29 protein-coding genes and 1 pseudogene are annotated in these 22071 nt (G+C 67.6%); 17 read left to right on the forward strand and 13 right to left on the reverse strand.

Annotation, left to right across the window (positions count from 1 at the left end; genetic code table 11):
- Positions 1-85: 85 nt before the first annotated feature.
- The 6 genes from ACBJ59_RS57515 to ACBJ59_RS57540 all read left to right on the forward strand — a co-directional run bounded on the left by ACBJ59_RS57515 (position 86) and on the right by ACBJ59_RS57540 (position 4268).
- On the forward strand, positions 86-910 hold the full coding sequence (locus tag ACBJ59_RS57515) for an alpha/beta fold hydrolase (RefSeq protein ID WP_375118447.1): 825 nt from the start codon (positions 86-88) through the stop codon (positions 908-910).
- A 12-nt stretch (positions 911-922) separates the two neighbouring features.
- Positions 923-1750: an alpha/beta fold hydrolase gene (locus ACBJ59_RS57520; RefSeq protein ID WP_375118448.1), complete on the forward strand. Its 828-nt coding sequence runs from the start codon at positions 923-925 to the stop codon at positions 1748-1750.
- A 10-nt stretch (positions 1751-1760) separates the two neighbouring features.
- Positions 1761-2555: an alpha/beta hydrolase gene (locus tag ACBJ59_RS57525; protein ID WP_375118449.1), complete on the forward strand. Its 795-nt coding sequence runs from the start codon at positions 1761-1763 to the stop codon at positions 2553-2555.
- A 23-nt stretch (positions 2556-2578) separates the two neighbouring features.
- The gene (locus tag ACBJ59_RS57530) at positions 2579-3370 is read left to right on the forward strand and encodes an MBL fold metallo-hydrolase (RefSeq protein WP_375118450.1); all 792 of its coding nucleotides are present in this window, start codon (positions 2579-2581) and stop codon (positions 3368-3370) included.
- A 175-nt stretch (positions 3371-3545) separates the two neighbouring features.
- Complete coding sequence (locus ACBJ59_RS57535) at positions 3546-3998, forward strand: DNA starvation/stationary phase protection protein (protein WP_375118451.1); 453 nt, start codon at positions 3546-3548, stop codon at positions 3996-3998.
- 9 nt (positions 3999-4007) lie between these two features.
- Positions 4008-4268: a WhiB family transcriptional regulator gene (locus ACBJ59_RS57540; RefSeq protein ID WP_375118452.1), complete on the forward strand. Its 261-nt coding sequence runs from the start codon at positions 4008-4010 to the stop codon at positions 4266-4268.
- A gap of 186 nt (positions 4269-4454) precedes the next feature.
- On the opposite strand, the gene ACBJ59_RS57545 is transcribed toward ACBJ59_RS57540, so the two are convergent.
- Positions 4455-4763 carry a hypothetical protein gene (locus tag ACBJ59_RS57545; protein ID WP_375118453.1) on the reverse strand — a complete coding sequence of 103 codons (309 nt, stop codon included), beginning with the start codon at positions 4761-4763 and terminating at the stop codon, positions 4455-4457.
- Between the two features lie 955 nt (positions 4764-5718).
- The gene (locus ACBJ59_RS57550; RefSeq protein WP_375118454.1) at positions 5719-6363 is read right to left on the reverse strand and encodes a hypothetical protein; all 645 of its coding nucleotides are present in this window, start codon (positions 6361-6363) and stop codon (positions 5719-5721) included.
- On the opposite strand from ACBJ59_RS57550, the gene ACBJ59_RS57555 reads away from it, so the two are divergent.
- From ACBJ59_RS57555 to ACBJ59_RS57565, 3 genes are all read left to right on the forward strand, one after another.
- Complete coding sequence (locus tag ACBJ59_RS57555; protein WP_375118455.1) at positions 6362-6559, forward strand: integrase core domain-containing protein; 198 nt, start codon at positions 6362-6364, stop codon at positions 6557-6559. The genes ACBJ59_RS57550 and ACBJ59_RS57555 overlap by 2 nt on opposite strands.
- 68 nt (positions 6560-6627) lie before the next feature.
- The gene (locus ACBJ59_RS57560) at positions 6628-6876 is read left to right on the forward strand and encodes a hypothetical protein (protein WP_375118456.1); all 249 of its coding nucleotides are present in this window, start codon (positions 6628-6630) and stop codon (positions 6874-6876) included.
- A 49-nt stretch (positions 6877-6925) separates the two neighbouring features.
- Positions 6926-7288, forward strand: a complete 363-nt coding sequence (locus ACBJ59_RS57565) for a hypothetical protein (protein WP_375118457.1) — start codon at positions 6926-6928, stop codon at positions 7286-7288.
- A gap of 18 nt (positions 7289-7306) precedes the next feature.
- Here the strand turns inward: ACBJ59_RS57565 and ACBJ59_RS57570 are convergent, their stop codons facing one another.
- From ACBJ59_RS57570 to ACBJ59_RS57615, 10 genes and pseudogenes are all read right to left on the reverse strand, one after another.
- Positions 7307-8083, reverse strand: coding sequence for a phosphotransferase (locus ACBJ59_RS57570; RefSeq protein ID WP_375118458.1), 777 nt, complete (start codon positions 8081-8083; stop codon positions 7307-7309).
- Between the two features lie 1316 nt (positions 8084-9399).
- Positions 9400-9807: pseudogene (locus tag ACBJ59_RS57575) on the reverse strand (helix-turn-helix transcriptional regulator); the annotation flags it as partial.
- 821 nt (positions 9808-10628) lie between these two features.
- Positions 10629-10919: a helix-turn-helix transcriptional regulator gene (locus tag ACBJ59_RS57580; RefSeq protein ID WP_375118459.1), complete on the reverse strand. Its 291-nt coding sequence runs from the start codon at positions 10917-10919 to the stop codon at positions 10629-10631.
- On the reverse strand, positions 10916-11881 hold the full coding sequence (locus ACBJ59_RS57585) for a TRM11 family SAM-dependent methyltransferase (protein ID WP_375118460.1): 966 nt from the start codon (positions 11879-11881) through the stop codon (positions 10916-10918). The genes ACBJ59_RS57580 and ACBJ59_RS57585 overlap by 4 nt, the downstream gene beginning before the upstream one ends.
- Positions 11878-12720 carry a hypothetical protein gene (locus ACBJ59_RS57590; protein WP_375118461.1) on the reverse strand — a complete coding sequence of 281 codons (843 nt, stop codon included), beginning with the start codon at positions 12718-12720 and terminating at the stop codon, positions 11878-11880. Before ACBJ59_RS57590 ends, ACBJ59_RS57585 begins: the two co-directional genes overlap by 4 nt.
- Positions 12721-13360: 640 nt before the next feature.
- Positions 13361-14164, reverse strand: coding sequence for an alpha/beta fold hydrolase (locus tag ACBJ59_RS57595; RefSeq protein WP_375118462.1), 804 nt, complete (start codon positions 14162-14164; stop codon positions 13361-13363).
- Complete coding sequence (locus ACBJ59_RS57600) at positions 14161-14466, reverse strand: alpha/beta fold hydrolase (RefSeq protein ID WP_375118463.1); 306 nt, start codon at positions 14464-14466, stop codon at positions 14161-14163. Before ACBJ59_RS57600 ends, ACBJ59_RS57595 begins: the two co-directional genes overlap by 4 nt.
- Before the next feature lie 9 nt (positions 14467-14475).
- The gene (locus tag ACBJ59_RS57605; RefSeq protein WP_375118464.1) at positions 14476-14898 is read right to left on the reverse strand and encodes a hypothetical protein; all 423 of its coding nucleotides are present in this window, start codon (positions 14896-14898) and stop codon (positions 14476-14478) included.
- An 11-nt stretch (positions 14899-14909) separates the two neighbouring features.
- Entirely contained in the window at positions 14910-15170 is a 261-nt protein-coding gene (locus ACBJ59_RS57610; protein WP_375118465.1) for a hypothetical protein, read from the reverse strand.
- Positions 15167-15529 (reverse strand): DUF2089 domain-containing protein, encoded by a 363-nt coding sequence (locus ACBJ59_RS57615; RefSeq protein ID WP_375118466.1) that lies wholly within the window; start codon positions 15527-15529, stop codon positions 15167-15169. The genes ACBJ59_RS57610 and ACBJ59_RS57615 overlap by 4 nt, the downstream gene beginning before the upstream one ends.
- A 312-nt stretch (positions 15530-15841) precedes the next feature.
- Between ACBJ59_RS57615 and ACBJ59_RS57620 the strand changes: the two genes are divergently transcribed.
- The 5 genes from ACBJ59_RS57620 to ACBJ59_RS57640 all read left to right on the forward strand — a co-directional run bounded on the left by ACBJ59_RS57620 (position 15842) and on the right by ACBJ59_RS57640 (position 18712).
- Positions 15842-16723, forward strand: a complete 882-nt coding sequence (locus tag ACBJ59_RS57620; protein WP_375118467.1) for a sigma-70 family RNA polymerase sigma factor — start codon at positions 15842-15844, stop codon at positions 16721-16723.
- 84 nt (positions 16724-16807) lie between these two features.
- Positions 16808-17278: a carboxymuconolactone decarboxylase family protein gene (locus ACBJ59_RS57625; protein WP_375118468.1), complete on the forward strand. Its 471-nt coding sequence runs from the start codon at positions 16808-16810 to the stop codon at positions 17276-17278.
- Positions 17279-17367: 89 nt separating this feature from the next.
- Entirely contained in the window at positions 17368-17754 is a 387-nt protein-coding gene (locus ACBJ59_RS57630) for a DoxX family protein (RefSeq protein ID WP_375118469.1), read from the forward strand.
- 119 nt (positions 17755-17873) lie between these two features.
- Positions 17874-18143, forward strand: coding sequence for an SDR family oxidoreductase (locus ACBJ59_RS57635; protein WP_375118470.1), 270 nt, complete (start codon positions 17874-17876; stop codon positions 18141-18143).
- Positions 18143-18712, forward strand: coding sequence for a hypothetical protein (locus ACBJ59_RS57640; RefSeq protein ID WP_375118471.1), 570 nt, complete (start codon positions 18143-18145; stop codon positions 18710-18712). The genes ACBJ59_RS57635 and ACBJ59_RS57640 overlap by 1 nt, the downstream gene beginning before the upstream one ends.
- 218 nt (positions 18713-18930) lie before the next feature.
- Here ACBJ59_RS57640 and ACBJ59_RS57645 read toward each other — a convergent pair whose 3' ends face one another.
- On the reverse strand, positions 18931-19062 hold the full coding sequence (locus ACBJ59_RS57645) for a hypothetical protein (RefSeq protein ID WP_375118472.1): 132 nt from the start codon (positions 19060-19062) through the stop codon (positions 18931-18933).
- Positions 19063-19235: 173 nt separating this feature from the next.
- Here ACBJ59_RS57645 and ACBJ59_RS57650 point away from each other — a divergent pair, with 173 nt between their 5' ends.
- The 3 genes from ACBJ59_RS57650 (at position 19236) to ACBJ59_RS57660 (ending at position 22058) form a co-directional block, all read left to right on the forward strand.
- Positions 19236-19958, forward strand: a complete 723-nt coding sequence (locus tag ACBJ59_RS57650; RefSeq protein ID WP_375118473.1) for a recombinase family protein — start codon at positions 19236-19238, stop codon at positions 19956-19958.
- 724 nt (positions 19959-20682) lie between these two features.
- On the forward strand, positions 20683-21369 hold the full coding sequence (locus tag ACBJ59_RS57655) for a hypothetical protein (RefSeq protein ID WP_375118474.1): 687 nt from the start codon (positions 20683-20685) through the stop codon (positions 21367-21369).
- A 290-nt stretch (positions 21370-21659) separates the two neighbouring features.
- Entirely contained in the window at positions 21660-22058 is a 399-nt protein-coding gene (locus ACBJ59_RS57660) for a pilin (protein WP_364129177.1), read from the forward strand.
- Positions 22059-22071: the final 13 nt, after the last annotated feature.

A 22071-nucleotide genomic window follows, 5' to 3' on the forward strand; every position in this document is an offset into this window, starting at 1 on the left:
GGTGCAGTCATCTGACCGATTACCGGCCGGGGGTCGCAAGCCTAGCTTCGAGGCACATCGAGTCCGCATCAGTAAGGGAGTGGAAATGCCCTACATCACCGCCAACGACGGCGCCCAGATCTTCTACAAGGACTGGGGCGCCGACGGTTCGCCGGTTCTGCTCAGCCACGGCTGGCCGCTCAACTCCGATGCCTGGGAGGCGGCCGCCCTCTTCCTCGCCGAGCACGGGCACCGCGCCATCGCCCACGACCGGCGCGGCCACGGCCGCTCGGCGCAGACCTGGCACGGCAACGAGATGGATACCTACGCCGACGACCTGGCCTGCCTGATCGAGCAGCTCGATTTGCGAGACCTCACCCTGGTCGGGCACTCGACCGGTGGCGGGGAGGTCGCCCACTACCTCGGCCGGCACGGTAGCGACCGCGTCTCGAAGATGGTCCTGGTGTCCGCTGTACCGCCGCTGATGCTGCGCAGCGAGGACAACCCCGAGGGCCTGCCGATCGAGGTCTTCGACGCGATCCGCGCGGGCGAGGTCGCCAACCGGTCCCAGCTCTACCGCGACCTGGCCGACGGCCCGTTCTTCGGGCACAACCGCAGGCAGGACGTCGCCCAGGGCTTCCGTGACGCGTTCTGGCTGCAGAGCATGGCATGCGGGCACCGAGGCGCCTACGAGTGCATCGCCGCCTTCTCCGCCACCGACTTCCGGCCGGACCTGGCGAAGATCGATGTCCCCACCCTGGTCATTCACGGCGACGACGACCAGATCGTGCCGTTCGAGGTCGGGGGTAAGCGATCGGCCGAAATGATCAACGGCGCCGTCCTGAAGGTCTACGAGGGCAGCGGACACGCCCTGCCCGACACCGACCGCGACCGCCTGCACGCCGACCTCCTCGCCTTCCTGAACTCCTAAGGAGCATCGCGCATGACCCCCTTACGCCGAGTCGGCCACCTGCTGGGCACCCTCGTCACGAGCTGTGCCCTGATCCTCAGCCTGAGCGGAGCGACCGTCCCCGCCTCCGCCACCACAACCTCCGGTGCCAAGCCGACCGTAGTCCTGGTGCACGGCGCGTTCGCCGACGCCTCTGGCTTCAACGACATGATCACCATGTTGGGGGCGGCCGGGTTCCCGGTGATCGCGCCGGCCAACCCGCTGCGTGACGTGGCCGGTGACGCCGCGTACGTCTCCAGCGTCCTGGACACCATCACCGGCCCGGTCATCCTGGTCGGCCACTCCTACGGCGGCATCGTCATCACCAACGCCGCCCGCGGCCACGACAACGTCAAGGCCCTGGTCTACCTCGGCGCGTTCGCACCCGACCAAGGGGAAAGCGCCCTGCAGCTGACCGGCCAGTTCCCCGGCAGCAAGCTCGGCGAAGCGCTGCTGGCACGGCACTACCCGCTGCCCGACGGCACCAAGAACGGCGTCGACGGCTACATCACCGCCGACAAGTTTCGCGAGGTGTTCGCCGCCGACCTGCCCGCGTACAAGACCCGGCAGATGGCCGCCACCCAGCGGCCCGGCAGCGTCACCGGCCTGTCCGACGGCAGCGGCGAGCCCGCCTGGAAGACCATCCCCTCCTGGTACCTGATCCCCGCCCAGGACAACGTGATCCCGCCCGCCGCCCAGCGCTTCATGGCCGAACGCGCCGGCAGCAAAGTCCGCGAGATCAACTCCTCGCACGTCGTGATGATGTCCCACCCCGCCGCCGCGACCGCGGTGGTCCTGTCCGCCTACGCCACCACGCGATAGGGGAGCCGACATGAAACCCGACACGATCATCCTGATCCACGGCTTCTGGGTGACACCCCGCAGCTGGGAACACTGGATCACCCACTACCAGGCCCAGGGCTTCAACGTCCTGTCCCCCGCCTACCCCGGCTTCGAAGTGGAGGTCGAGTCGCTCAACGCCGACACCACCCCCATCGAGCAAGTCACCGTCCCCCAGATCATCGACTCCCTGGAAAAGCTGATCAGCGGCCTGGACAAGCCGCCGATCCTCATCGGGCATTCAGCCGGCGGGGTGTTCACCCAGATCCTGCTCGACCACGGCTACGGCGCAGCCGGGGTGGCGATCAACTCCGCCCCCACCGAAGGCGTCAAGATCATCCCTCTGTCGCAGCTCAAAGCCACCTTCCCCGTGCTGAAGAACCCCGCCAACCGACACAAGGCCGTCGGTCTCGACTACGAGCACTGGCGCTACGCCTTCACCAACACCTTCCCGGAGGTGGAGGCGCGGGCCGCCTACGAGCGCTACCACATCCCCGCCTCCGGCCACATCTTCTGGGGCAGCGCCCTGGCCAACATCCACCCCGGCAAGGACGACAACTACGTCAACTACCACAATGACGACCGCAAGCCCCTGCTGTTCATCGCCGGCGAGCACGACAACCTCATGCCGCCCAAGATCCAGCGCTCCAACGCCAAGCACTACAAGGCGCCGAACACGATCACCGAAGTCATCGAATACCCCGGCCGCTCTCACCTGATGCCCGCCCAGCAGGGCTGGGAAGAGATCGCCGATCGCGCGCTGGCGTGGGCACTGCACCACAGCTGACGCCCTCGAAGGGAGCGTGTTCCATGTCGGATGTCAGGTTCACCCACATCGGCGGTCCCACCGTCCTCATCGAGTTCGGCGGCTGGCGGCTGCTGACGGACCCGACTTTCGACCCTCCCGGCCGGACCTACGCGTTCGGCTGGGGGACCTCCTCCCGCAAACTCGCCGGCCCGGCTCTCCCCATGGCCAAGCTCGGGCCGCTGGACGCCGTCCTGCTCACCCACGACCATCACGGCGACAACCTCGACGAGGCCGGACGGCTCCTGCTGGCCATCGCCCCGGCCACGATCACCACCTCCTCGGGCGCCCGCCGCCTCGGCGGCGCCGCCCGCGGGCTCAAGCCCGGGCAGAGCATGCGGCTGGAGGCGCCCGGCCGGCCGGCGATCGAGATCACCGCCACCCCCTGCCGGCACGGGCCGCCGCTGAGCCGGCCGATCACCGGCGAAGTGATCGGCTTCGCCCTGACCTGGCCCAACCAGCTGCACGGCCCGCTGTGGATCACCGGCGACACCGTCTACCACCGAGCGCTGCGCCGGGCCGCCGCCGCGATACAGCCGGGCACGGTCCTGCTTCACCTGGGCGGCGTCGGCTTCCCCCGCACCGGACCACTGCGCTACACCATGACCGCCAGGCAAGCCGTACGACTGTGCGAGGCCATCACCCCGCACACGATCCTGCCGGTCCACTACGAGGGCTGGCAGCACTTCCGGCAGGACCGCGACGGCATCGAGCGCGACCTGCGGCGGGCACCGAAGCAGATCCGCAGCTGCTTTCGCTGGCTGCCCACCGGATCGACGGAACACCTGCAGCTCTAGATATGACCCTCCCCTGTGGCAGGCAGCCCTCTGCGGCTCCGGTAGCCACCGAGTGACATCACTTTCCGGCCTGGGGCTCGGGGATCCTCAGGCCGGCTACCCGTCACCCAAAGCAATGGCGGACAGCTCGTACCCCGCCGACCGCCCTGACACCATCGAGAGGAATGACGACACCATGACCAGCACCCAACTCGACCACCTGGCGACCGCTGCGTTACAGGATGCGCTCATCGACGTCACCGAGCTGGCCTCCCAGGCCAGGCAGGCACACTGGAACGTCCGCGGCACGACATTCCTGCCCGTGCACCGATGGCTGGACGAACTCGCCGAAACGCTGCGGGCCTACACCGACACCCTGGCTGAGCGCATCGCCACGCTGGGCGGCTGGCCGGACGCCTGCAGCGAGACGCTGAGCGAACGCAACACCCTGGAGTCGCTTCCCTTCGGCCGGCTCACCACGAGCCAGGCGCTCACCGCCATGGACGCCGACCTGGAGCGTATCGCCGCTGCCGCCACGTCGTGGCTGCAGAGCCCGGCCATGGGAGATGACCCGGTGACCGCTGATCTGCTCACCAGCCTCTGCCGGGACATCCAGGCCCAGCAGTGGTTCGCCCGCGCCCAGCGGTAGGCGGCAATCATGGCTGACCTGCGCTGGACCAGCCGCGCCGCCTGCCGAGACACCGACCCCGACCTGTTCTTCCCACTCACCTGGGAGGGCCAGCACCACGCAGCCATGCACATCTGCTCCAGCTGCCTCGTCCGGCGGTGCTGCCTCGAGTGGGCGCTGGAGGCCGGCGAGCCGGAAGGCGTATGGGGCGGAACGACTCCAGGCGAACGCCGACGACTCCGTCAGCCACCACGGTTGAATCAGCGCCGTGAAGCACCATTGCCACCTTGAGCCTCGCCGCGGCAGCTCAGCTGAACGACCACATCCGGACGGGAGCTGCCTCGACCGGCGGTGGCCTGTGGGGTGCCAATATCCCGTTCGCCCGTCTGAGCTGCGAAGTCTAGGCGAGCGGCAGACCGAGTTTGAGCAATCGCTCAAGCCGCTTAAGCGTTTGCTCAACCACATTTGAGCGATCGCTCAGGTAGTGATCGAAGGATCGAGAAAGTACCCGGTCAGAGCGATGATGCAATTTTCGGCACCCACAGTGTCGGACCCTGCCCTATCGGAGTCGTCCGCGTCATCATCGCTCGCGTCATCACCGCTTCGGCCGGTGCGCGGGGCGACCAACGTGAGCATGCGCTCGACCACCTCCGTCTCGAGTCGCGAGGCGATCCGCAAGGTCAGGGTCTTCTCCGCCTGCTCCAGCGCCGAGCCGATGATCCGCTGCAGTCGGAGTTTGGACGGAGGCTCGATCTGCTCTTCCTTCAGGTGGTTCAACAGCGCCACCCGAATTCGGTCAGGGCGCCGCTCGGCCTTACAGACGTTGCCAGCCAGCCACTCCGCAGCCTTCTCCGACGTCCTCCACTCCGCAGTCGCGGAAGCCGGTGAACTTACGGATGTCAGTGCGATGATCCTCGCTGGTGCGCCCGTCCCACTCGTAGAAGGCCAGGTCCAAGGCCGGGACCTTCACCGCCCTGGCGACGTAGTCCACCGCGTCGTCGGGCAGTTCGGCCCGACCGCGGGGGGAACCGACCGTGCAGCTGGTGGAACTTGAGCATCAGCGCAAAAGTTAATTTCGTCGGCCCTCGCCGCCCTGCCAGCAGTTGCATCTCCTCATCGAGGAGCGTCCAGTTCCCGACCAACTCGCCTTCATCGACGACACGCACCACGGCGCATCCGGCTTTCTCGCGGGCTGGCGGTCACCTGACCGCTGCGGACAATCCCCCGAAACCGGATCAATACTGGCCGTAGACGACCACGCTCGTCTCGGATTCCAGGAAAGATCCGTAAGTAGGCGATGAAGACCTCACTGACCAGGCTCAACGCGCTCGGGTGTACCTGGTGACAGCTTCCTTAACGACAGGCCGTTCTAGAGCCTGTACGGAGTTCGGATCTTCAGGTCGGTCGTAGGCTGCGGACCCACAAGACTGCGCCTGCCGACAATTACATCCACCCAGGTCATGACCATGTGAGGCCTTCGCGTGGCGGCGCGAACTCAGGGCCACCCCGGGAGACGGAAACGCGTGCGGCAGGATGATCAGTCGTGCTCCTTCGCCTGGCCTACCTCACCGTCACGAACACGTTCGCCGCGCTGCGGTTGCTGCCCATGGGCGATCGGGACAAGGACGTGGAGATACTCGCCCTGCGCCACCAGATCACCGTCCTCCAACGCCAACTCGGCGCCGACACCCGAGTGAAATTCGCACCCGAGGACCGGGCCTTTCTCGCCGCTCTCCTGACCTCACTGTCGCGTGAGGTTCCGCGCCGGCTGCGGCTTCTCGTCCGTCCGGACACCGTCTTGCGCTGGCACCGCGACCTGATGCGACGGCGTCACCCCCGTACCTGCCAGCCGAACCGACGTGGGCGCCGACCCACGGTCCGCTCCATCCGCGCCCTCATCCTGCGCCTGATTCGGGAGAACCCCGGCTGGGGCTATCGGCGGGTACATGGTGAGCTCGCCACACTCGGCATCAAGGTCGCGCCGTCCACAGTCTGGGAGATCCTCAAGCAAGAAGGCATTGATCCAGCACCCCAGCGGGCATCCACCACATGGGCCGACTTCCTGCGCTCCCAAGCCCACGCTCTGCTCGCCTGCGATTTCATCGAGGCCGTCACCTTGGACGGGCAACGCCAGTACATCCTGGCCGTCATCGAGCACGCCAGCAGGCGCATTCGCGTATTGGGCACCACCGCTCACCCGACCGCCGACTGGGTGATCCAGACGATCAGGAACCTCGTGATGGACCTGGAAGACGCAGGCTGCCGAGCACGCTTTCTGATCCGAGACAGGGATGGGAAGTTCCCCACCCTCATGGACGGAATCCTCGCCGACGCAGGCATCCACCGTACTCACCGGCATCCGGATGCCGCGCATGAACTCCATCATGGAGCGATGGGTGCAGTCCTGCCGCCACGAACTCCTCGACCGCTGCCTCCTCTGGAACGAACACCACCTACGGCACGCCCTACGCGAGTACGAACACTTCTACAACCAGCACCGAGCCCACCAAGCCCTGAACCAAGCAGCCCCACTGACACCGTCCCGGAAACGATCACAGATCCCGAGCGAATCACCGACCTGAACATACGCCGACGAGACCGGCTCGGCGGCGTCCTCCACGAGTACTCACATGCCGCTTGACCTGCACGGATGGAATTATCGGCAGGCGCACAGTTCTCGCCGGAGTTCAAGGAAGAAGGGGTCCGCATGGTGCTGGAGGGCGAGCGGACGGTCGCGTCGCGCGAGCACGAACCCTGCCAGCCCATCGGTCACGAAATGGCGGAGTTCCTCCGCACTCGCCGGGGCTCGGTGCTCGGTTCGCGAACCTCGTGTGAGGTCCGCCAAATGTTCACCAAGCCACAACATTACGGTTCTCACCTGCGCGGTCAGAAGACGTGACAGGTTCACAGTGGCACCGTTCTGACCTTCTCACCCGAACGGATTGCCCATGTTCGCTCGCCGCGCCATCCTGGCCGCCGCCCTCACTGTCATGCTGATGCCCGCATCCGCCGCCGCCCAATCTGTGGACGGCTGGCATGACCATGCCGGTTGGGGATCGGTGACGGTGTCGGCTGACCGCAAGAGCATCACGGTGTGCGACTTGAGTGACGACGGTCGTGCCGTTCGGGTGGAGTACGCCACCACGTACCTGCAGCAGTGGACCGTGGTCGATTCGAACGGCGCGCGCTCGGGCTGTGGTTCGGACTCGGCGTTCTTCAGCCGCATCACCGTCTTCAAATTGTGTGAGGGTGCGAAATACGGCTCTTGCCGCCCATCAGTCTGGGTCTCACACGCTGGATACCTGGGATGACGTGTTGGAGTGGGTGAGTCATATGGGGCGCCACCGGGTTGGGGTTCCGTCGATCAGTGATCCCAGGCGATGTTGGAGTTCTGTGCGGATGTCGGGTCGGTCGCCGGAGCGTATGTAGGCGGCCAGGGATCGGATCTCGCGAGCGGCTCTCAGGATGTGTGCGGCGGGGTGATGTTCCACGTCGGGGTCGATGCCGTAGATCAGGCAGAACGAGGTACAAAAGGTGTGGGGGCGGCCGAAGCGGCGGTGCCCGATCATCGTGGGGACGAGGTCCTGAAGGCGGGGGCCGTTGGCGATGGAGTCCCAGTCTCCCAACAGCCAGCGAGTGCCGTCGGCGAACAGGTTGCCGGTGTGGGCGTCACCGTGGATCAGCCCGTACCCGAGCGGCGGATCCAGCTCGGCGTACGCGGCCTCGACGGAGGAGCAGCGGTCCAACAGCCAGGCCTGCTGCGCTGCGGTGAGCACGCTCTCGGCCGGGCCGTGGTGGCCATCGGCGGCGAGGTCAGCGCGGAGGGTGCCAAGGGGCTGGATTTTGGGTGCGGTCAGCGGCGCATCCATTCGATGCAAGTGGCGCAGGATCTGAGCGAGGTGTTGAGGGCGTGGCCGGGTTTCTGTGGTGCTGGTGACGTAGTGCCAGGCGGTGGCGACCCAGCCGTCGATGCTGAGGGGCTGGTCGAGGGCGGCCGGCTTGACGGTGGGGAAGCCGTGCTTGCCCAGCCATGCGGTGATCCGTAGGGCGGCGCGGACCCGCTCGAGGACGGCCGCGTTGCCGGGGGCGTGGCGCAGTCGCACCACGAGGTTGGGGCGTGGGAGGTGGTAGACGGCGTTCGCGCGCAGGTGAAGGAGCCGTGCATCGCGCGTGTCCAGGCCGAGCAGGGGGCAGGCGCGGGCGAGCGGAGGGAAGACATGACGAACGGCCTTCGGTCAGGTGCCGAGTTCGCGGCGCCGTCGGCGAACTCTCGCGCCTCGGAATCGTGATGGTGACGTTGGGCTAGCCGGGTGGCGAAATCTCGCACCTGCACCACAGCGCGCTCGGAGATGAGTTCCTTAGCCGCACGGACGGCCGGGCGGGCGTGGGCCAGGGCGCCATCGAGGTCGCCCAAGTCGAGCCGGGCTTGGGCGGCGTGAACGCGATTGAACTGGATGGAGCGGAGAAAACCGTCGGCGAAGCCAGCCAGAGCTTGCTCAGCGTGATCGGCGCCGCGCTGGTGCTCGCCGATGCGCTGCCAGCAATAACCCGCCTCGGCGGCCAGTTCAGCGGGGCCAAAGGCCGCGATCCAAGCCGGGTCGTTATCACCGGTGGTGGCCGTGTAGGTGTCTTCGGCTTCGGCGATCAAGGTGCTCACTTGGCGACAGGCATACTGGTCGGGTTGCTCGGTACCGGCGGCTACGGCAAAGGCTCGGGCTCGGCGCAGGTGCAGCAGCGACATCACCCGCGGTGAGGCATGGCCGCGTTGACCTGCCTCGGTGGCGGCGCCGGCCAGGCGGATGGCCCAGCGGCCGTGGTCCAGGTCGCAGGCCTGTTGGGCGAGGGCGGCCAGGATCCATGCGCTGGTCAGGTCGTCGTCGGCTTGTTTGGCGAGTTCGAGTGCTTGGCCGAGGTGCTGCTGGGCCTGGCCGTTGGCGCCGAGGTCGAAGGCCATCCACCCGGCCGTGCGTGACAGACGCGCGGCGGCGCTCATCAGGGCGCGGCCGACGTCTTCGCTGTAGCGGGCGCGTAGCAGCGGGGCGAGCGTGGTGTTCATGAAGTCGATGACGGCCGGGCGGACGAGACCGGCACCGAACTGGTGGTCCATCTGGATGAAGGCCCGGTGTGCCTCATGCACCCGCCGGATGTCGGACCAGCCCACCCGGGCACTGTCGGCCGTGGCCGCCTTGCCGTGGGCCGATCCGGGGGTGGCGTCGTAGCGCCAGGCCAGTAGCCACTCCCCCAGCAGCGCGGGCACGAACGGCAGTGTCGCGAGCAGGTGACGCCGCGAGGCATCCATCTCCCACCTCCACAGTCGATCCGTGGCGTCTGCCCTGTCGAAGACCGCCGGATCGACGTCATCGATGCGGTCCTCGTCGGGAACGTCGCGCGCTGGTGGCATGGCCTCCAGCCAGCGCTCCACCTCGGCCGGCTCGGCCTGCCATGCCTGGGCCAGGCGGGCGCGGTAGACGGGGCGCATGCGTTGCTCGCCGCGCTCCCACCGGGCCCACGTCGTTGTAGCCACCCCGATCAGTTCGGCGGCTTGCTCCTGGGTGAGGCCTTGCCGCTTGCGGGCGCGCACCAGTTCTGGACGGCCGTCCTGGTGGTGCCGTTGGGGCTGGTTCACCGCGTGCCACGCTCCCTCAGCGTCTAGGGGACCACACAGTGTGCATCGCCAACACCCATGACTCCAGTCCACGGCCGAAACGACCAGCAAACGACCACCCGCACGCAGCACGCCGCGTCCGGTACGGCAAACGCGCAGGTCACGACGTTCACAACAGCCCCCGGCGTCCGGTTGCATGGATGACGTCACAGTGCGTGACCACATGGGCTGCCACCCGCCGCACTGTGACCAACGGGAATCCTCGCCCGGCCGTTGCCGGACGACCCGGCCGGGCGAGCTCCCTGCCCCGTGAAGAAGGGTCCGACGACGGGCGGCATCCGCGCTCACTCGGGACACAAGATGAAAGGAGCACCGGATGCCGCCCGCGGCTGGCCAGCGCCACGGGAGGCGGGTGGATGACCTTCCCAGCCACCCGCCTCCCCCACGCGGACGGACACAGCGCGATCAGGGCACGCAACCACGTGACAAGGGCGCGTGCGGTGTGCGTCCGCGCTGGCCCGCCTCTTCTCTGCCAGCGGCTTCGCGACTGCTCCACCGGCTCGGGAAGATCCAGGCCAGCCGTGTCGAACAGCGCGCCAACGTTCCTGGCGGGGCTTCTTGATCACATGGGAGCCGTATCAGAGCACCACGGGGCAACCCCCTCGAATCCGCGGCGTCTGCTGCTGCGACGCCTACGAGTTCGCCTGTCAAGGCGGCCAATATGTGGTTTTGCGCTACAACAACGTCGGTGAGCGGGAGGAGACCGCCCGAGGCCCTCATCACCGTGCCCGTGCCATCTGGGTTCAACTGCTCCTCAAGCACGCCGAGGACTGCGGCAGGCATGACAACGAGACTCTGGGTCTCTGGCAGGAGTAGACGAGGCCCATGTGCGGTGGACCCCGGAACTATGCCCCGGGGTCCACTCCGCGCGCGGGTTCTGGCGCGCGATCTCCACGTTGACCGGCGGTAGGTGACGAAGAGCTCACCACCTACCGGCGGCCGTGCCTTCCACTGCGCGATGCAGACGGAATTGGATGCTCCACGACTTATCCTTTCGAATCGTCGTGGGGTTCTCGGTTGTGCTGGGTGTCATAGCCCAGCAGCGCCCGCAGCCCAGATAGCGGCACCGCGTACCGGCCACCGATGCGGAGTACGGGACAGGGGAACGTGCCGGTCTTGGCCAGCCGATATGCCGTGGTCCGGCCCATACCGAGCAGCCGAGCGGCCTCCATCAGCCCCACCACGAGTTGCTGGCTCGGCGCCGCCCCTACCGCACGCGGATCCGGCCGATGCAGCACCTCAGGACCAGTCTCCATCGTGCGCGTCTGGTCGTTCATCGGCCGCCCTCAGGACAGGCAGGTAGGTGCCGGCCTTGGCCAAACGGGTTTCGTGCTGTGTCCCCCGATGACCCCTTGGGCTCCTGCTGAAGATCCTTCAGTTTCCGTGAACCCCCGGGCTTCAACGGCTTGGTGAAGATGAGCAAGTCTTCGTGAGCGGTGGCGTGGATAGGCAGCCCGCGGGCCCAACCCTTGCGGGCCTCGTGCATCTGGAAGAACGACGCGCGGTTCAGCAGCCTGCCGCGTCCCAGCCCGCACAGCAGGCAGACGATCCGGTCGGCGAACGCCAATCCGGCACGCGCGGCGACCTTCTGTACGTGGCCGGGCAGGTCGACCAGCTCGCCCTGCTGCCGGTACGGGCGCACCGTCACCGCGACTACGCCGCCGGGCCGCAGCAGCTCGGTGCAGCCGGCGAGGATCTGGGCGAAGCCGTCCAGGAGCACCGGCAGAGGCTGGTGGGCGAGGTTGGCGCGGTCGCGGGAGTAGCGCTGGTTGTGCTTGCGGATGCCGGGCTCGCCGCTGTCGCGGGTGGAGCGGATGTGGCCGTGCGTGGCCGACCCGTACGGCGGCGAGGTGAGCACCAGCGCCGCCCAGCCGGCCAGGCCGTGCAGCAGGCCGGCGATGCCGCGCGCGTCTCCGACGAGCACGGTGCCGGAACCGGTGGCGCCCTGGCGGCGGGCGTGGGCGAGGTTGGCGAGCGCGAGCTTGGCCCAGCCCTGCTCGTACTCCACCCCGGCCGCGTTGCGGCCCAGGTGGACGGCTTCGACCAGGGTGGTGCCGATCCCGCACATCGGGTCGATCACCAAGTCGCCTGGCTGGGTGTAGGTGCCGATTACCTGGGCGGCGATGGCGGGCAGCATCTTGCCCGGGTGCTTCATGGATTCCGGCAGGTACCGGTTCTGCCGCTGGGAGCGGGACGGCTGCTGGCCAGTCGCCCACACCGATGTCGTCACCTTGGTCATGCCTGCTCTCCTTCCAGCCATGCCTGATCGCCCAGCATCGGATGATGTCCTCGAACGCCGGCGTCCTCGGTTCGCGGTTTGGTGAAGATGAACACGTCGCTGTGCACGCGGGCGCTGACGGGCACGCCGGGAACAGCGGCACCCGCTCTCGATACACCCCAGGTCAGGGGTGGCTCCATCTGCTGGCCATTGATCGGTGTACGCAGCGCGACGATGTGCTGCAGGTACAGCAGTCCCACCCGTTGGGTCTCTGCGATCAGGGCCGGGCCCGGGTCGGTGAGATTCTGCTCGCCGCGGTGCAGGCCGGTGACGACGACGAGGTGTCCTCCGGGCTTCAGCAGCGCCGCCGATCCGGCCAGATCGAGCGGCTCATGTCCGCGTGTGTCGGCCGACTGGGCCGGCTGGGCCGCCGTGTCCGACGTTTCCGCCAGTTCGTTTCTCCGAGACGGGCAGGCGTAAGTGAGCACGACCAAGGCGGCAGCCCCGATCAGGTCTCTGATGCCGGTGAGCAAGGTGTCAGGGCGGGTGAACCGGAGGTCGGCCACCTCCAGATCGTGCTCGGGGTGGCTGATGGCCAGGGCCCTGCCGATAACCCGGGCCCGGACGGGGTCGGTGATGGTAGCGGCGGCCTGGCAGCCCATAGCGAGGGCGGTGGAGATGACGTGGTGGTCGGCGGCATCCAGGTCGATCACCAGGTCGCCGAGCCGGGTGCATGCAGTGATCAGGTGGCGGGCCAGCGGCCCGCTCACCGGGACGCAACAACCGCTGCGGCAAGTGGAAACGGTTTCGGTGTCGGCGGCTGCCGGCCAGACGCTCAACGGCAGATGGCGTGCGTCCACCTCATGAGCGGTTCGGGCGGAAACGCGTGAGCGGACAATGATGGAGCGGTCGGAGTGCGTGGGTGCTGTCACGATGGTGTGGCCCGATCATCCGGGTCACCTGGTCCCTGTCACCTGTCTAAATACCGGCGCTGAGGACCGAGTTGGGACACGACGACAGGCAAAGATTCCGTCGCTCTCGGACTCAAAGCTTGGCGCGGAAGGCCGCCCCACCGCGCATCCGGGCAGAGCAACGGGTCCGCGTTGTCGCACGCCCGACTACCTCTGGGCCTGCGCTGTCTCCTTCGTCCGCTCCTGGGCCTGCGCGTCCGGGCCGCTGGGTTTCCGTACACACTCCGGACAAGACCCGGACAGAAACCGTCCATCGGCATCCGCCACCGAAATTGCTAATGGAGGTTGAGGCTGTAGCGGTCCCGCCAGCACGCAGTCGCCGAGGCAAACACCGATCTGGATGTGGCGGCGCTCGGCCACGCCCACCCCAACGTCCTGGGCCGCTATGCCATCTCCCTCTCCGCACCGGCCGAAGGCCTGCGCCAGCTCGGCGAGATCCCCGACCTGCCCAATGGCGGGGGAAACGGTGGAGGGAGAGGGCGTGTAGACCGCTGGCTCCGGTGCGGGATTCACCGTGACGGCGGCGTCTTCAGTTCCCCTCGTGGTCGAGGGCGGCGACCTCGCGTACGGCCTCGGCGATGGCGCGATAGTCCTTACGCAGGATCGAACCGTGGTTGCTGGCGACTTTCGCGCTGATTTGGATGTTCGGATTGCGGGCAGTCACCGCAGGGAGGCTGGCGCGTACCTGTTCGTGCCCGCCCTGGCTTCCGAACGACTCCCCCGAAGCGACCACGTAGCGCGCCGGGACGGTGATGTTGTCCAGCACGGGGCCCAGGTCACGCTCGCGGGCGATCTTGCCGACCTCGATGTTGCTGTCTGCCAGCTGGTCGCTGGTCATCCGTGGAGCCATACCGAACGGGCGCAGCAGTTGCATGGGCCACCAGATCCGCTTCCATATCTTGCGCATCCCCGGTTCCATGGACTCCTCGAACCAGTCGTAGGGCTGCGCGCCCTCAACCAAGACCGCGCCCACGGTACGGGCCGGATTCCGGCTGGCCCAGTGCGCCGCGACAAACGCTCCATAGGACCATCCCACCACCACCGCCCGGGCCACACCCCGGGCTGCGAGGACAGCATCGACATCTCGGATGTTCGTCTCGAACGAATAGTCCGCCGAACGCTTCGACTTACCACGCCCCCGCATGTCGTAGGTGATGTGCCGCCACTGCGTCCCCAACTCGGCGAGGACCCTCCGCCATTGCCACTGAACGGCGGCGTGGCCGTTGAGGTAGATCACGGGGACACCGCCGCCACCGGTGTCGGTGTCGGTGACGGCTAAGGCCGTATCGTCTACTGGCACCATGCCGGTCCAGGGGGATCGCTCGATGGTCATGGTCTGCCTTTCGCAGAAGTGAATCGGGAACGGTGGCTGGTGCCGGTGGCCAGATCCCGGACGGCGCCCTCGAATGAATAGTCCGCCGAGCGCTTCGACTTGCCGCGGGCGCGCTCGTCGTAGGTGATGATGTGCCGGTAGTCGCTGCCGAGGTCAGCGATGACGCACCGCCAGTGCGACTGGTCGGCATAGGCGCCGTTGAGGGAGACCACGGGATGGCCGGGCCCGCCGGTGTCGCGCACGTACAGCGCGGTGTCATCGACCGGCACCGTGTCGGTCCAGGTGGATTGCCGGCTGGTCATGGTTTCCCCTTACTCGCAGAAGACACGCAGGTGGCCATCGGGCGCCTCCATTTCCACGGTCGTCTCGTCGAGGTGCTCCACGAGCGCCTCGAGCTGTGCGGGCTTGAGCTGGGTCAGGTCGATCGGAACGCCTGCCTTGACCAGCTCGGCGTTGGCCCGATCCAGCGCCCGCGGCGGGATCAGGGCGACGAGCTGTACACCGGCTCGCAGCAGTTGCAGCGGCACCCGCACGTTGAGCCGCCCTGACTCGCCGTCCTCGAGGAACTCCATCTCCAGCCGGAGGTACTTCGCCCTGCCTTTCGGCCGGGGCTCGAGGCGCGAAGCCGCCGGCGACTGGTCTCGTTCGAGCGCGACGAGGAGCCGCTCCGCCTCCTCTGCAGTGATCTTGCCCTCGACCAGCATGTCGAGGACGTCCTTGCGCGGTTCGTTCATCGAAACCTCTCCTACTGGATGGATACGAGCACCGCCGTACGGCTGTATTCGACGTCGACCCGGGTGCCGGGCAACGCCGAGACGATGCGCCAGCCGGTGTCGAGCGCGTGCACCAAGCTGATGCCGAACACGAGGCAGGCCACGGCCGCGCCCAGAACGGCTAGGACCATGACCGGTGACAGGACGAGCACCACGGGCAGGATCGGCACCCAGATCCGGATGGCACGATGGTCTGGGCGTTTGACCCGTACGGTCACCAACTGCGGCATCATGTGGGCCCTTCCAACTCCGACAGTGCCTGCTGTGCGGTGATCTCGCCGCGGCGCAACCGCTCGATGATGTCGGCCCGCGACGGCGCCGGATCGGTCTCGACGAAGTCAAGCATCTGTGTGATCCGGTTCAGCCGCGCCTTGATCGTCGGATAGCTCACCCCGAAGATGCGTTCCATCTCCTTGATGGAGCCGTGGCACCGTACGAACGCCGTGATGAAGACCTGATCCTCGACGTTGAGCTGAGCCAGTTGCGGTAGCTCGAAGTCGCCCTCGATCGCGACGCTGCTGCCTGCCAGGCGCACCCGCTCGACGACGAAGGGTTGGCCCTGGGTCAGGTTTGTAAGTTCCTGCCAATCCATTCCAAAGATATACCCTACGAACCTTCACTATTTCAATGTTGATCTTAATTTTCTTAAGATGGAGCCTGTTTGATCTCGACCAAATCGCGCGAGGGTCGACAACTACGAACGGAGGGGTCGGTGAGCGGGCTGCGATGGTTATCTAGGGTTGCCAAGCGAACTAACTGGTCAGCCGCTTGGACGCGTGTCAGTCACGTAAGGCAAGTAGGTTGGCCGCAGCTGATCACCTGGGCCGTCGCACCCCAAACGGTTACCTCGGCGCCTTCGGGACCGTCATGACCATGACGGAGTTTGCGCAAGAAAGGTAACGACATGACCGGGTCAGGTCCGCACGAAGCACTGGCGGGAGCCTTCGAACAGCAGCGCGAGCGCCTGGTGGCGGTCGCCTACCGGATGCTCGGGTCGCGGGCGGACGCCGAGGACGCGGTGCAGGAGGCGTGGATCCGGCTGGCGCGGCAGGACGCGGCCGCGATCGACAACCTGGCCGGCTGGCTGACCACGGTGGTCGGCCGGGTCTGCATCGACGTGCTGCGCTCGCGCACGACCCGGGCTCAGCTGTCGTACGACGACTGGCTGCCCGAGCTGGTGGTGACGGTGGACGGCGGGCCAGCGCCCGAGGACGACGCGATGCTCGCCGAATCGGTCGGGCTGGCACTACTGGTGGTGCTCGACACCCTCACGCCCACCGAACGGCTGGCGTTCGTCCTGCATGACATGTTCGCGGTGCCCTTCGCCGAGATCGGCGAGATCATCGGCCGGTCCACCGACGCGACCAAGATGCTCACCAGCCGGGCCCGCCGCAAGGTGCAGGGGACCTCGCGGCCGGAGCAGGAGCCGCGGCGGCAGCGCGCCGTGGTCGACGCATTTCTTGCCGCCGCGCGCAACGGGGACTTCGAAGGGCTCGTACGGCTGCTCGACCCGCAGGTGACCTGGCGCACCCACCACCCGCAGGGCGTGCTGACCACGGTCGGAGCGGCCGAGGTGGCCGGTCCGATCCTGCGCGGCATCCGGTCGATGACCTCGGCGCTGGCGGTCCTGGTCAACGGCGAGCCCGGGTTCGTGGCCTGGGGTGCGAAAGGCAAGGTGCTCGGCGTGGTGGCGTGCACCGTGGTCGACGGCCGGATCGTCGAGCTCCTGACCGTGAGCGACCGCAAGCTCCTCGACACCATGGGCCTGCCCGCGCGACCCGAGTAGCGCACGTCCGTCGCATGGGTTGTTACGTCTTGGCGGGGGGCTTCGTCGTAGTGGTGCAAGCATCCGAAGACGAAGGAGATCGAGATGGAAACCCGGATCAACCCCATGGTCAACGAGGTCGGGGCGAAGTGGGCCAAGTACATCATCTCGTCGAACAAGGTCATCACCGACTCGGCACTGCCGAAGGCGGTGCAGGAGCTGGTGAAGATCCGCGCCAGCCAGATCAACGGCTGCGGCGGCTGCCTCGACATGCACACCAAGGACGCCGCAGCCGCCGGCGAGAGCACGGTGCGGATCAACCTGATCGGGGCATGGCGGGAGACGACCGTCTACACCGAGGCGGAGCAGGCGGCGCTGGAACTCACCGATCAGGGCACCCGCCTCGCCGACTCCAGCGGCATCACCGATGAGGCGTGGGCGAACGCGGCCAAGCACTTCGACGAGGATCAGATGATGGCCCTGGTGGCCCTGATCTGCACAATCAACGCCTTCAACCGGCTGAACGTGATCACCCGGACGCCCGGCGGCGACTACCAGCCCGGCCAGTTCGGCTGACACGGACATCCCCCCTCAGGATCGCGGGCGGACCCGGGACGACCCCGGGCCCGTTCGTCACCCCCCGACATTGAGCCAAGGACAAACTCATGAACATCGCACTATGGATCGTCGCCGGATTACTGGCCGCCGCCTTGCTGGTCAGTAGCGCCAAGCTGTTCGTGCTTAAGGAGAAGATAGCCAGCTTCGGCGCCGCAACCCGATGGGTCGAAGACTTCAGCCCCGGCGCTCTCAAGACCATCGGAGGCCTCGAGCTCCTGGCCGCGGTGGGACTGATCCTGCCCGCCGTACTCGGCATCGCGCCGGTTCTCGTTCCGTTGGCCGCCACAGGTGCGGGGCTGCTGTTTGTCGGCGCGATCATCACGCGCCTCCGTCGTGGCGAGAGAGCAACGGTCGCAGGCGACGTGGTCTATCTAGCCCTGGCCGCTTTCGTGGCATGGGGCCGCTTCTTCGGCCCCGAGTCCTTCATCGGCTGATGCCCTCGTGCGGGGTCGGGGCGGCAGTCCCCGACCCCGCAGGCCGTGCCTGGGTGCGGGGTTCGTCGTCGGTGACGTGGTTGGTGCACACAAGAACGAAACTCAAGGAGATCTCCACCATGATCTTGGTGACCGGTGCCAGCGGAAACGTCGGTTCCCACGTCGTCCGCCAACTTCTGGAGGCGGGTGAGAAGATCCGCGTCATCACTCGCAACCCCAGCGGCCAGGCGTTCCCCGACCAGGTCGAAGTTGCGACGGGCGACCTGACCCAGCCGGAGACCCTGACGGAGGCCCTGTCCGGCGTCGAGCGGGCCTTCCTGTTCCCGTCTTTCAGGGGGTCGACGGATTCCTCGACGCGGCGAAGCACGCCGGCCTGCGGCATCTCGTGATGCTGTCCTCGATATCGGTCACGTGGTCTGTGCCCGGCTGGGTCGGCGAGGTGCACCGGCGGCTCGAACGATCCGTCCAAGCGTCCGGGTTGGCGTGGACCTTCGCGCGGCCTGACGGGTTCACGACCAACGATCTGGTCTGGGCATCCCAGATCATCGACGGCGATGTCGTCCGCGGGCGGTACGGCGACGCCGCGACGGCCCCGGTCGACCCACGCGACATCGCCGCGGTCGCCGTCCGCAGCCTCCTCGACGGGCGCGCCGGCCAAGGGTACTCGGTGACCGGACCGCAGTCGCTGACCCAGATCGACCGCCTGCGCATCATCGCGCAGACCATCGGGCGGCCGTTGCGGTGGCAGGAGCAATCCGAGGACTGGTTCCGGGACGAGATGGCCCGCCTCGGCATGCCCGCCCAGGGCATCGACGATTACGTCGACGCGCTCACCGCGAGAGTCGGCAAGACCGCGGAGGTCCTGCCGGCGGTCGAACACGTGACCGGCCGACCGCCCTTCACCTATGCACAATGGGTCGCCGACCACACCGCCGCCTTCGGAACGGCGTCGGCCTGACGGATAGGCGGCAACTCGAGGTCCTCATCGACAATTTCACCTACGACACCGACTCGTCGGCGGCCACCGCCCGTTCAGGCCGGTAGTAGCGAGGCAACGTGCCTGACATGGCTGACATGCCTGAAGGCCCCTGGATATCGGTAAGACACGTACGGGGACACGTACTTGCCTTACATGCCTGACTACAAAGTCACCCAAGATAACGCGGACGGCGACTTCTACGTCTCGCTGGTCGCCACATGCTCGGCGTCGACCTGGATGTCGAACTGCAAGCCCTCACCCAGGTCCTCCCCGGCGCCGGATATGAGGTGGCCGCCGATTCCCGACCACAACATCGCCTGCAGCGTCATCGCCCGCCTTGCCCCGCGGGCTGACCCGGCAGTCCGGCCTGTCGGGATTAGGTGATTTCCCGACACCCTGCCTGCCCAGCCCTAGGCAGCCCGGAAAATCGGACATCGGGCAATGAAACCCCGCTCCAGGCGTCTGATTACGCCCTCGGATTGACGACCGGATTTCCCGACAGGTGGAAGAGGTTCTGGCCCCTTCCTCCGAGGAGCATTCGGCGCGGATCGTCTACTCGCGCGTGTCCACCGCGCCCCAGTCGCTGCTACGCCAGCGGCACATCCTCAACAAACCCCGCCTCCTCATCCGGACCGGGGGCGTCGCAGTTGGGTTTCGCCCGGCTGAGGGGGTGCTGCTGTTCGAGGACTCGGCGACCACCTCCAAGATTCCCGCATTGGAGCGGCCCGCGGTCGCCAGGGTCGCCGCCGCCGCACACCCGGGCGACGTCCTGGCCGTGTCGGAGCTGTTCCGGCTGTGCCGGGATCTGGTCGACATCCACGCGGTCCGTGACTGGTGCCAGGCCCGCGGCGTCGCCCTTCACGTCCTGTCGGGCCCGCTATCGAACTTCCACGACCTCGCGGCCAACGACGCGGCGACAGCCCCGATCAACAACGTGATCACCGCGGTGGGACAGTTCCAACGCGACCTCCTGACCGCCGAAGCCGAAGGCCGCTACCGCGGCCGACCGCCCGCGCTCACCGGCGCCCGGCTGGAGGAGGTGCGGTCAGCGTTCGCCGACCACGGCGCCTCGATCGCGACCCTCGCCCGCGCGCACGGAGTGAGTCGGGCCGCCATCCGAACCGCACTGACCGGGCTACTGCCCGGCCAGCCGGATCAGCCCCGCTCATCCCGACCGACGATTGACTCGCGGCGCGGGGACGACCCTGTCGAAGCCTGCAGCTAACTTACTCCCGGGTACCGCCAACGGCTGTTCGCAGGTTCCTCAACCTCGATCACGGCGCCGCCGTACACCTGGCCGGACTGCAGCCCCCGGTGGCCCGGATCTTGGAGATCACCGGCTCCTGGCCAGCGGTGTGCACCTACGATCATGTCGAGCAGGCGAGCGCCGCGACCGAGCGCTGAGCCGGCTGCATCAATTTCAACCGCCGCGCATGAGTGACTTCCCGTCGCGCGGTTCGGTGGCCTCGTAACCCTCTTCGGCCGGCCACAACGGGTGCGTCGGAGTTTGGCGCATCTTTGACTCATCAGGGCCGCTCCGACGCTGTTTACGCAGGTCAGAGCCCTTCCGGTCGCGAAGCGGACACCGGCTGAATCGGAGCCTTCTCTAGCCGCCGGACACCTCTCATAACCGCGTTTGGCGAGGTCGGACGCGGTTTGGCAACGTCCCGCCGTCTTGTGGTGATCTTTGCTGAGGCCGGGGTCTGCCCGGAAGCCGTCCGGTTCCTGTACGCGGCCTCTGGCGGCATGAGCAGCATCCCAATCCGCTCACCTGCATTTCGGGGGCTGCCATGTACGACACACGCTCTCACGCCGCCACGGCTCCAACCGCCGCCGCTACCGCGCGCGAAACCCGCCCTGCCAGGACCACAAGGTCGCCCGGTTGCTCGAGCGGCACCTCGGCCGCATCCGCGCAGGCGCGTCCACTGGATCTGGCCGAGCACGCGTTCATGCTGCTCATGCAGGGACCGCAGCCGCTCGCCGTCGATGGAGCCGCGCTCGGGCTCGGTCTCCCTGCCCGGCCGATTCCGCTGGATGAGCTGCGCGCCCTCCTCCTGCACCCGTCCTGCAGCCGGGCAACCCGGGACGAGGTCTGGCGGCACCTCATCGAACAGGCCCGCACTCATCGCGATGCCTGGATGGTGGGCGCCGTCGCGCTGGCGGCCCCCATGCTGCGCCGCCTGCTCAAGACCCTCACCCAGACGCTGCCCGTCGAGCGTGAGGAGGTGGAGGCCGAGGTGCTGGCCTGCTTCATGGAGGCGCTATGCCGGGTGGAGCTGTCCTGGTCCCATCCGGTGCTGCGGCTGTCGCGGCTGACCCAGTTCGCCGTCCTTCGCGCCCACGCCATCGACCGGCCCGACCTGCTGCCCGAGCCGGACATGAGCGACGGGCAACGTGCGCTGCGCTACCCGGACGGGCATGCCGACCTGCTGCTGCAGCGCGCGGTCGAGCTGGGCGTCATCACCGCCCAAGCGGCCGAGCTGATCTCTATGACCCGCCTGGAGGCCATCTCGCTCAGCACCTACTGCCGCGCCCGCGGCCTGCTGTACTGCACCGAGCTCAAACGCCGCCAGCGCGCCGAAGCCCGCCTCCGGCAGGCCCTGCTCAGCGGCGAGCTGTCCGGCAACGCCGAGTGACCCAGCACTCCGGCCGTCGTCATGCGCGCAGGCCAACGGTCATGAACGGGCAAATTCCGCCGGCCTCGGTGTCTGATTTCGGCCCTTCACCCCGGTCTTTTAGCAGCTGAAGGCAGCGCGGACGGCACCGGACCCTGGACGGGTCGCACCCGGCCACCGGTTCCTGTCACCACCGGAACGCCACCCGCACCCATCGCTGAAGGAGGACGCCCACCCGGCCTCGCCCGGGCCCGGGCCTCCGCGCCGCCTTTCCCACCCAACCTTGCGTCCATCTGCCCGGGGAGGCAGTCGTGATCCCGCGTTCCCGCTTCACCACTCGCAAGACCTTGCTCATCACCGCCGTCATCGTCGCCGCCGTGACGCTCGGCACCCTGCTGGAACTCGCCTTGGCCCACTTCGCGCAAGCCACCGCAGCGGGCCTGTCCCTCGAAGCGGTCGCCGACGGCGGCAAGGGCGCCGGCTCGCTGAACCAGGTGATCGACAACCTGCGCAACGTCATCGTCGGCCTGCTGGTTGCCCTTGCCACCCTGTTCCTGACCGTGGGCGGGGTCCGCTACATCCTGGCCGGCGGCGACCCCGGCGAGGTCGAAGCGGCCAAGAAGACCCTGCGCTACGCCGCACTCGGCTACGGCATCGCGGTGCTGGCGCCGCTGCTGGTCACCGTCCTCAAAGGCATTGTCGGAGCCTGATGGTGACCCGCCA

This window comes from Nonomuraea sp. MTCD27 (assembly GCF_041950495.1).
In the GTDB taxonomy this organism is placed as follows: domain Bacteria; phylum Actinomycetota; class Actinomycetes; order Streptosporangiales; family Streptosporangiaceae; genus Nonomuraea.

Bases quoted from the DNA above. Each gene is read 5' to 3' on its own strand.
- ACBJ59_RS57580 (WP_375118459.1), bottom strand. From the start codon at position 10,919: ATGAACGACCAGACGCGCACGATGGAGACTGGTCCTGAGGTGCTGCAT.
- ACBJ59_RS57560 (WP_375118456.1), top strand. From the start codon at position 6,628: ATGGAATTATCGGCAGGCGCACAGTTCTCGCCGGAGTTCAAGGAAGAA.
- ACBJ59_RS57655 (WP_375118474.1), top strand. From the start codon at position 20,683: ATGCTGCTCATGCAGGGACCGCAGCCGCTCGCCGTCGATGGAGCCGCG.
- ACBJ59_RS57550 (WP_375118454.1), bottom strand. From the start codon at position 6,363: ATGATGGAGTTCATGCGCGGCATCCGGATGCCGGTGAGTACGGTGGAT.
- ACBJ59_RS57530 (WP_375118450.1), top strand. From the start codon at position 2,579: ATGTCGGATGTCAGGTTCACCCACATCGGCGGTCCCACCGTCCTCATC.
- ACBJ59_RS57625 (WP_375118468.1), top strand. From the start codon at position 16,808: ATGGAAACCCGGATCAACCCCATGGTCAACGAGGTCGGGGCGAAGTGG.
- ACBJ59_RS57540 (WP_375118452.1), top strand. From the start codon at position 4,008: ATGGCTGACCTGCGCTGGACCAGCCGCGCCGCCTGCCGAGACACCGAC.
- ACBJ59_RS57535 (WP_375118451.1), top strand. From the start codon at position 3,546: ATGACCAGCACCCAACTCGACCACCTGGCGACCGCTGCGTTACAGGAT.
- ACBJ59_RS57565 (WP_375118457.1), top strand. From the start codon at position 6,926: ATGTTCGCTCGCCGCGCCATCCTGGCCGCCGCCCTCACTGTCATGCTG.
- ACBJ59_RS57585 (WP_375118460.1), bottom strand. From the start codon at position 11,881: ATGACCAAGGTGACGACATCGGTGTGGGCGACTGGCCAGCAGCCGTCC.
- ACBJ59_RS57605 (WP_375118464.1), bottom strand. From the start codon at position 14,898: ATGAACGAACCGCGCAAGGACGTCCTCGACATGCTGGTCGAGGGCAAG.
- ACBJ59_RS57615 (WP_375118466.1), bottom strand. From the start codon at position 15,529: ATGGATTGGCAGGAACTTACAAACCTGACCCAGGGCCAACCCTTCGTC.
- ACBJ59_RS57620 (WP_375118467.1), top strand. From the start codon at position 15,842: ATGACCGGGTCAGGTCCGCACGAAGCACTGGCGGGAGCCTTCGAACAG.
- ACBJ59_RS57515 (WP_375118447.1), top strand. From the start codon at position 86: ATGCCCTACATCACCGCCAACGACGGCGCCCAGATCTTCTACAAGGAC.
- ACBJ59_RS57525 (WP_375118449.1), top strand. From the start codon at position 1,761: ATGAAACCCGACACGATCATCCTGATCCACGGCTTCTGGGTGACACCC.
- ACBJ59_RS57595 (WP_375118462.1), bottom strand. From the start codon at position 14,164: ATGACCATCGAGCGATCCCCCTGGACCGGCATGGTGCCAGTAGACGAT.
- ACBJ59_RS57555 (WP_375118455.1), top strand. From the start codon at position 6,362: ATGGAGCGATGGGTGCAGTCCTGCCGCCACGAACTCCTCGACCGCTGC.
- ACBJ59_RS57520 (WP_375118448.1), top strand. From the start codon at position 923: ATGACCCCCTTACGCCGAGTCGGCCACCTGCTGGGCACCCTCGTCACG.
- ACBJ59_RS57640 (WP_375118471.1), top strand. From the start codon at position 18,143: ATGCTGTCCTCGATATCGGTCACGTGGTCTGTGCCCGGCTGGGTCGGC.
- ACBJ59_RS57645 (WP_375118472.1), bottom strand. From the start codon at position 19,062: ATGACGCTGCAGGCGATGTTGTGGTCGGGAATCGGCGGCCACCTCATA.
- ACBJ59_RS57630 (WP_375118469.1), top strand. From the start codon at position 17,368: ATGAACATCGCACTATGGATCGTCGCCGGATTACTGGCCGCCGCCTTG.
- ACBJ59_RS57635 (WP_375118470.1), top strand. From the start codon at position 17,874: ATGATCTTGGTGACCGGTGCCAGCGGAAACGTCGGTTCCCACGTCGTC.
- ACBJ59_RS57600 (WP_375118463.1), bottom strand. From the start codon at position 14,466: ATGACCAGCCGGCAATCCACCTGGACCGACACGGTGCCGGTCGATGAC.
- ACBJ59_RS57610 (WP_375118465.1), bottom strand. From the start codon at position 15,170: ATGATGCCGCAGTTGGTGACCGTACGGGTCAAACGCCCAGACCATCGT.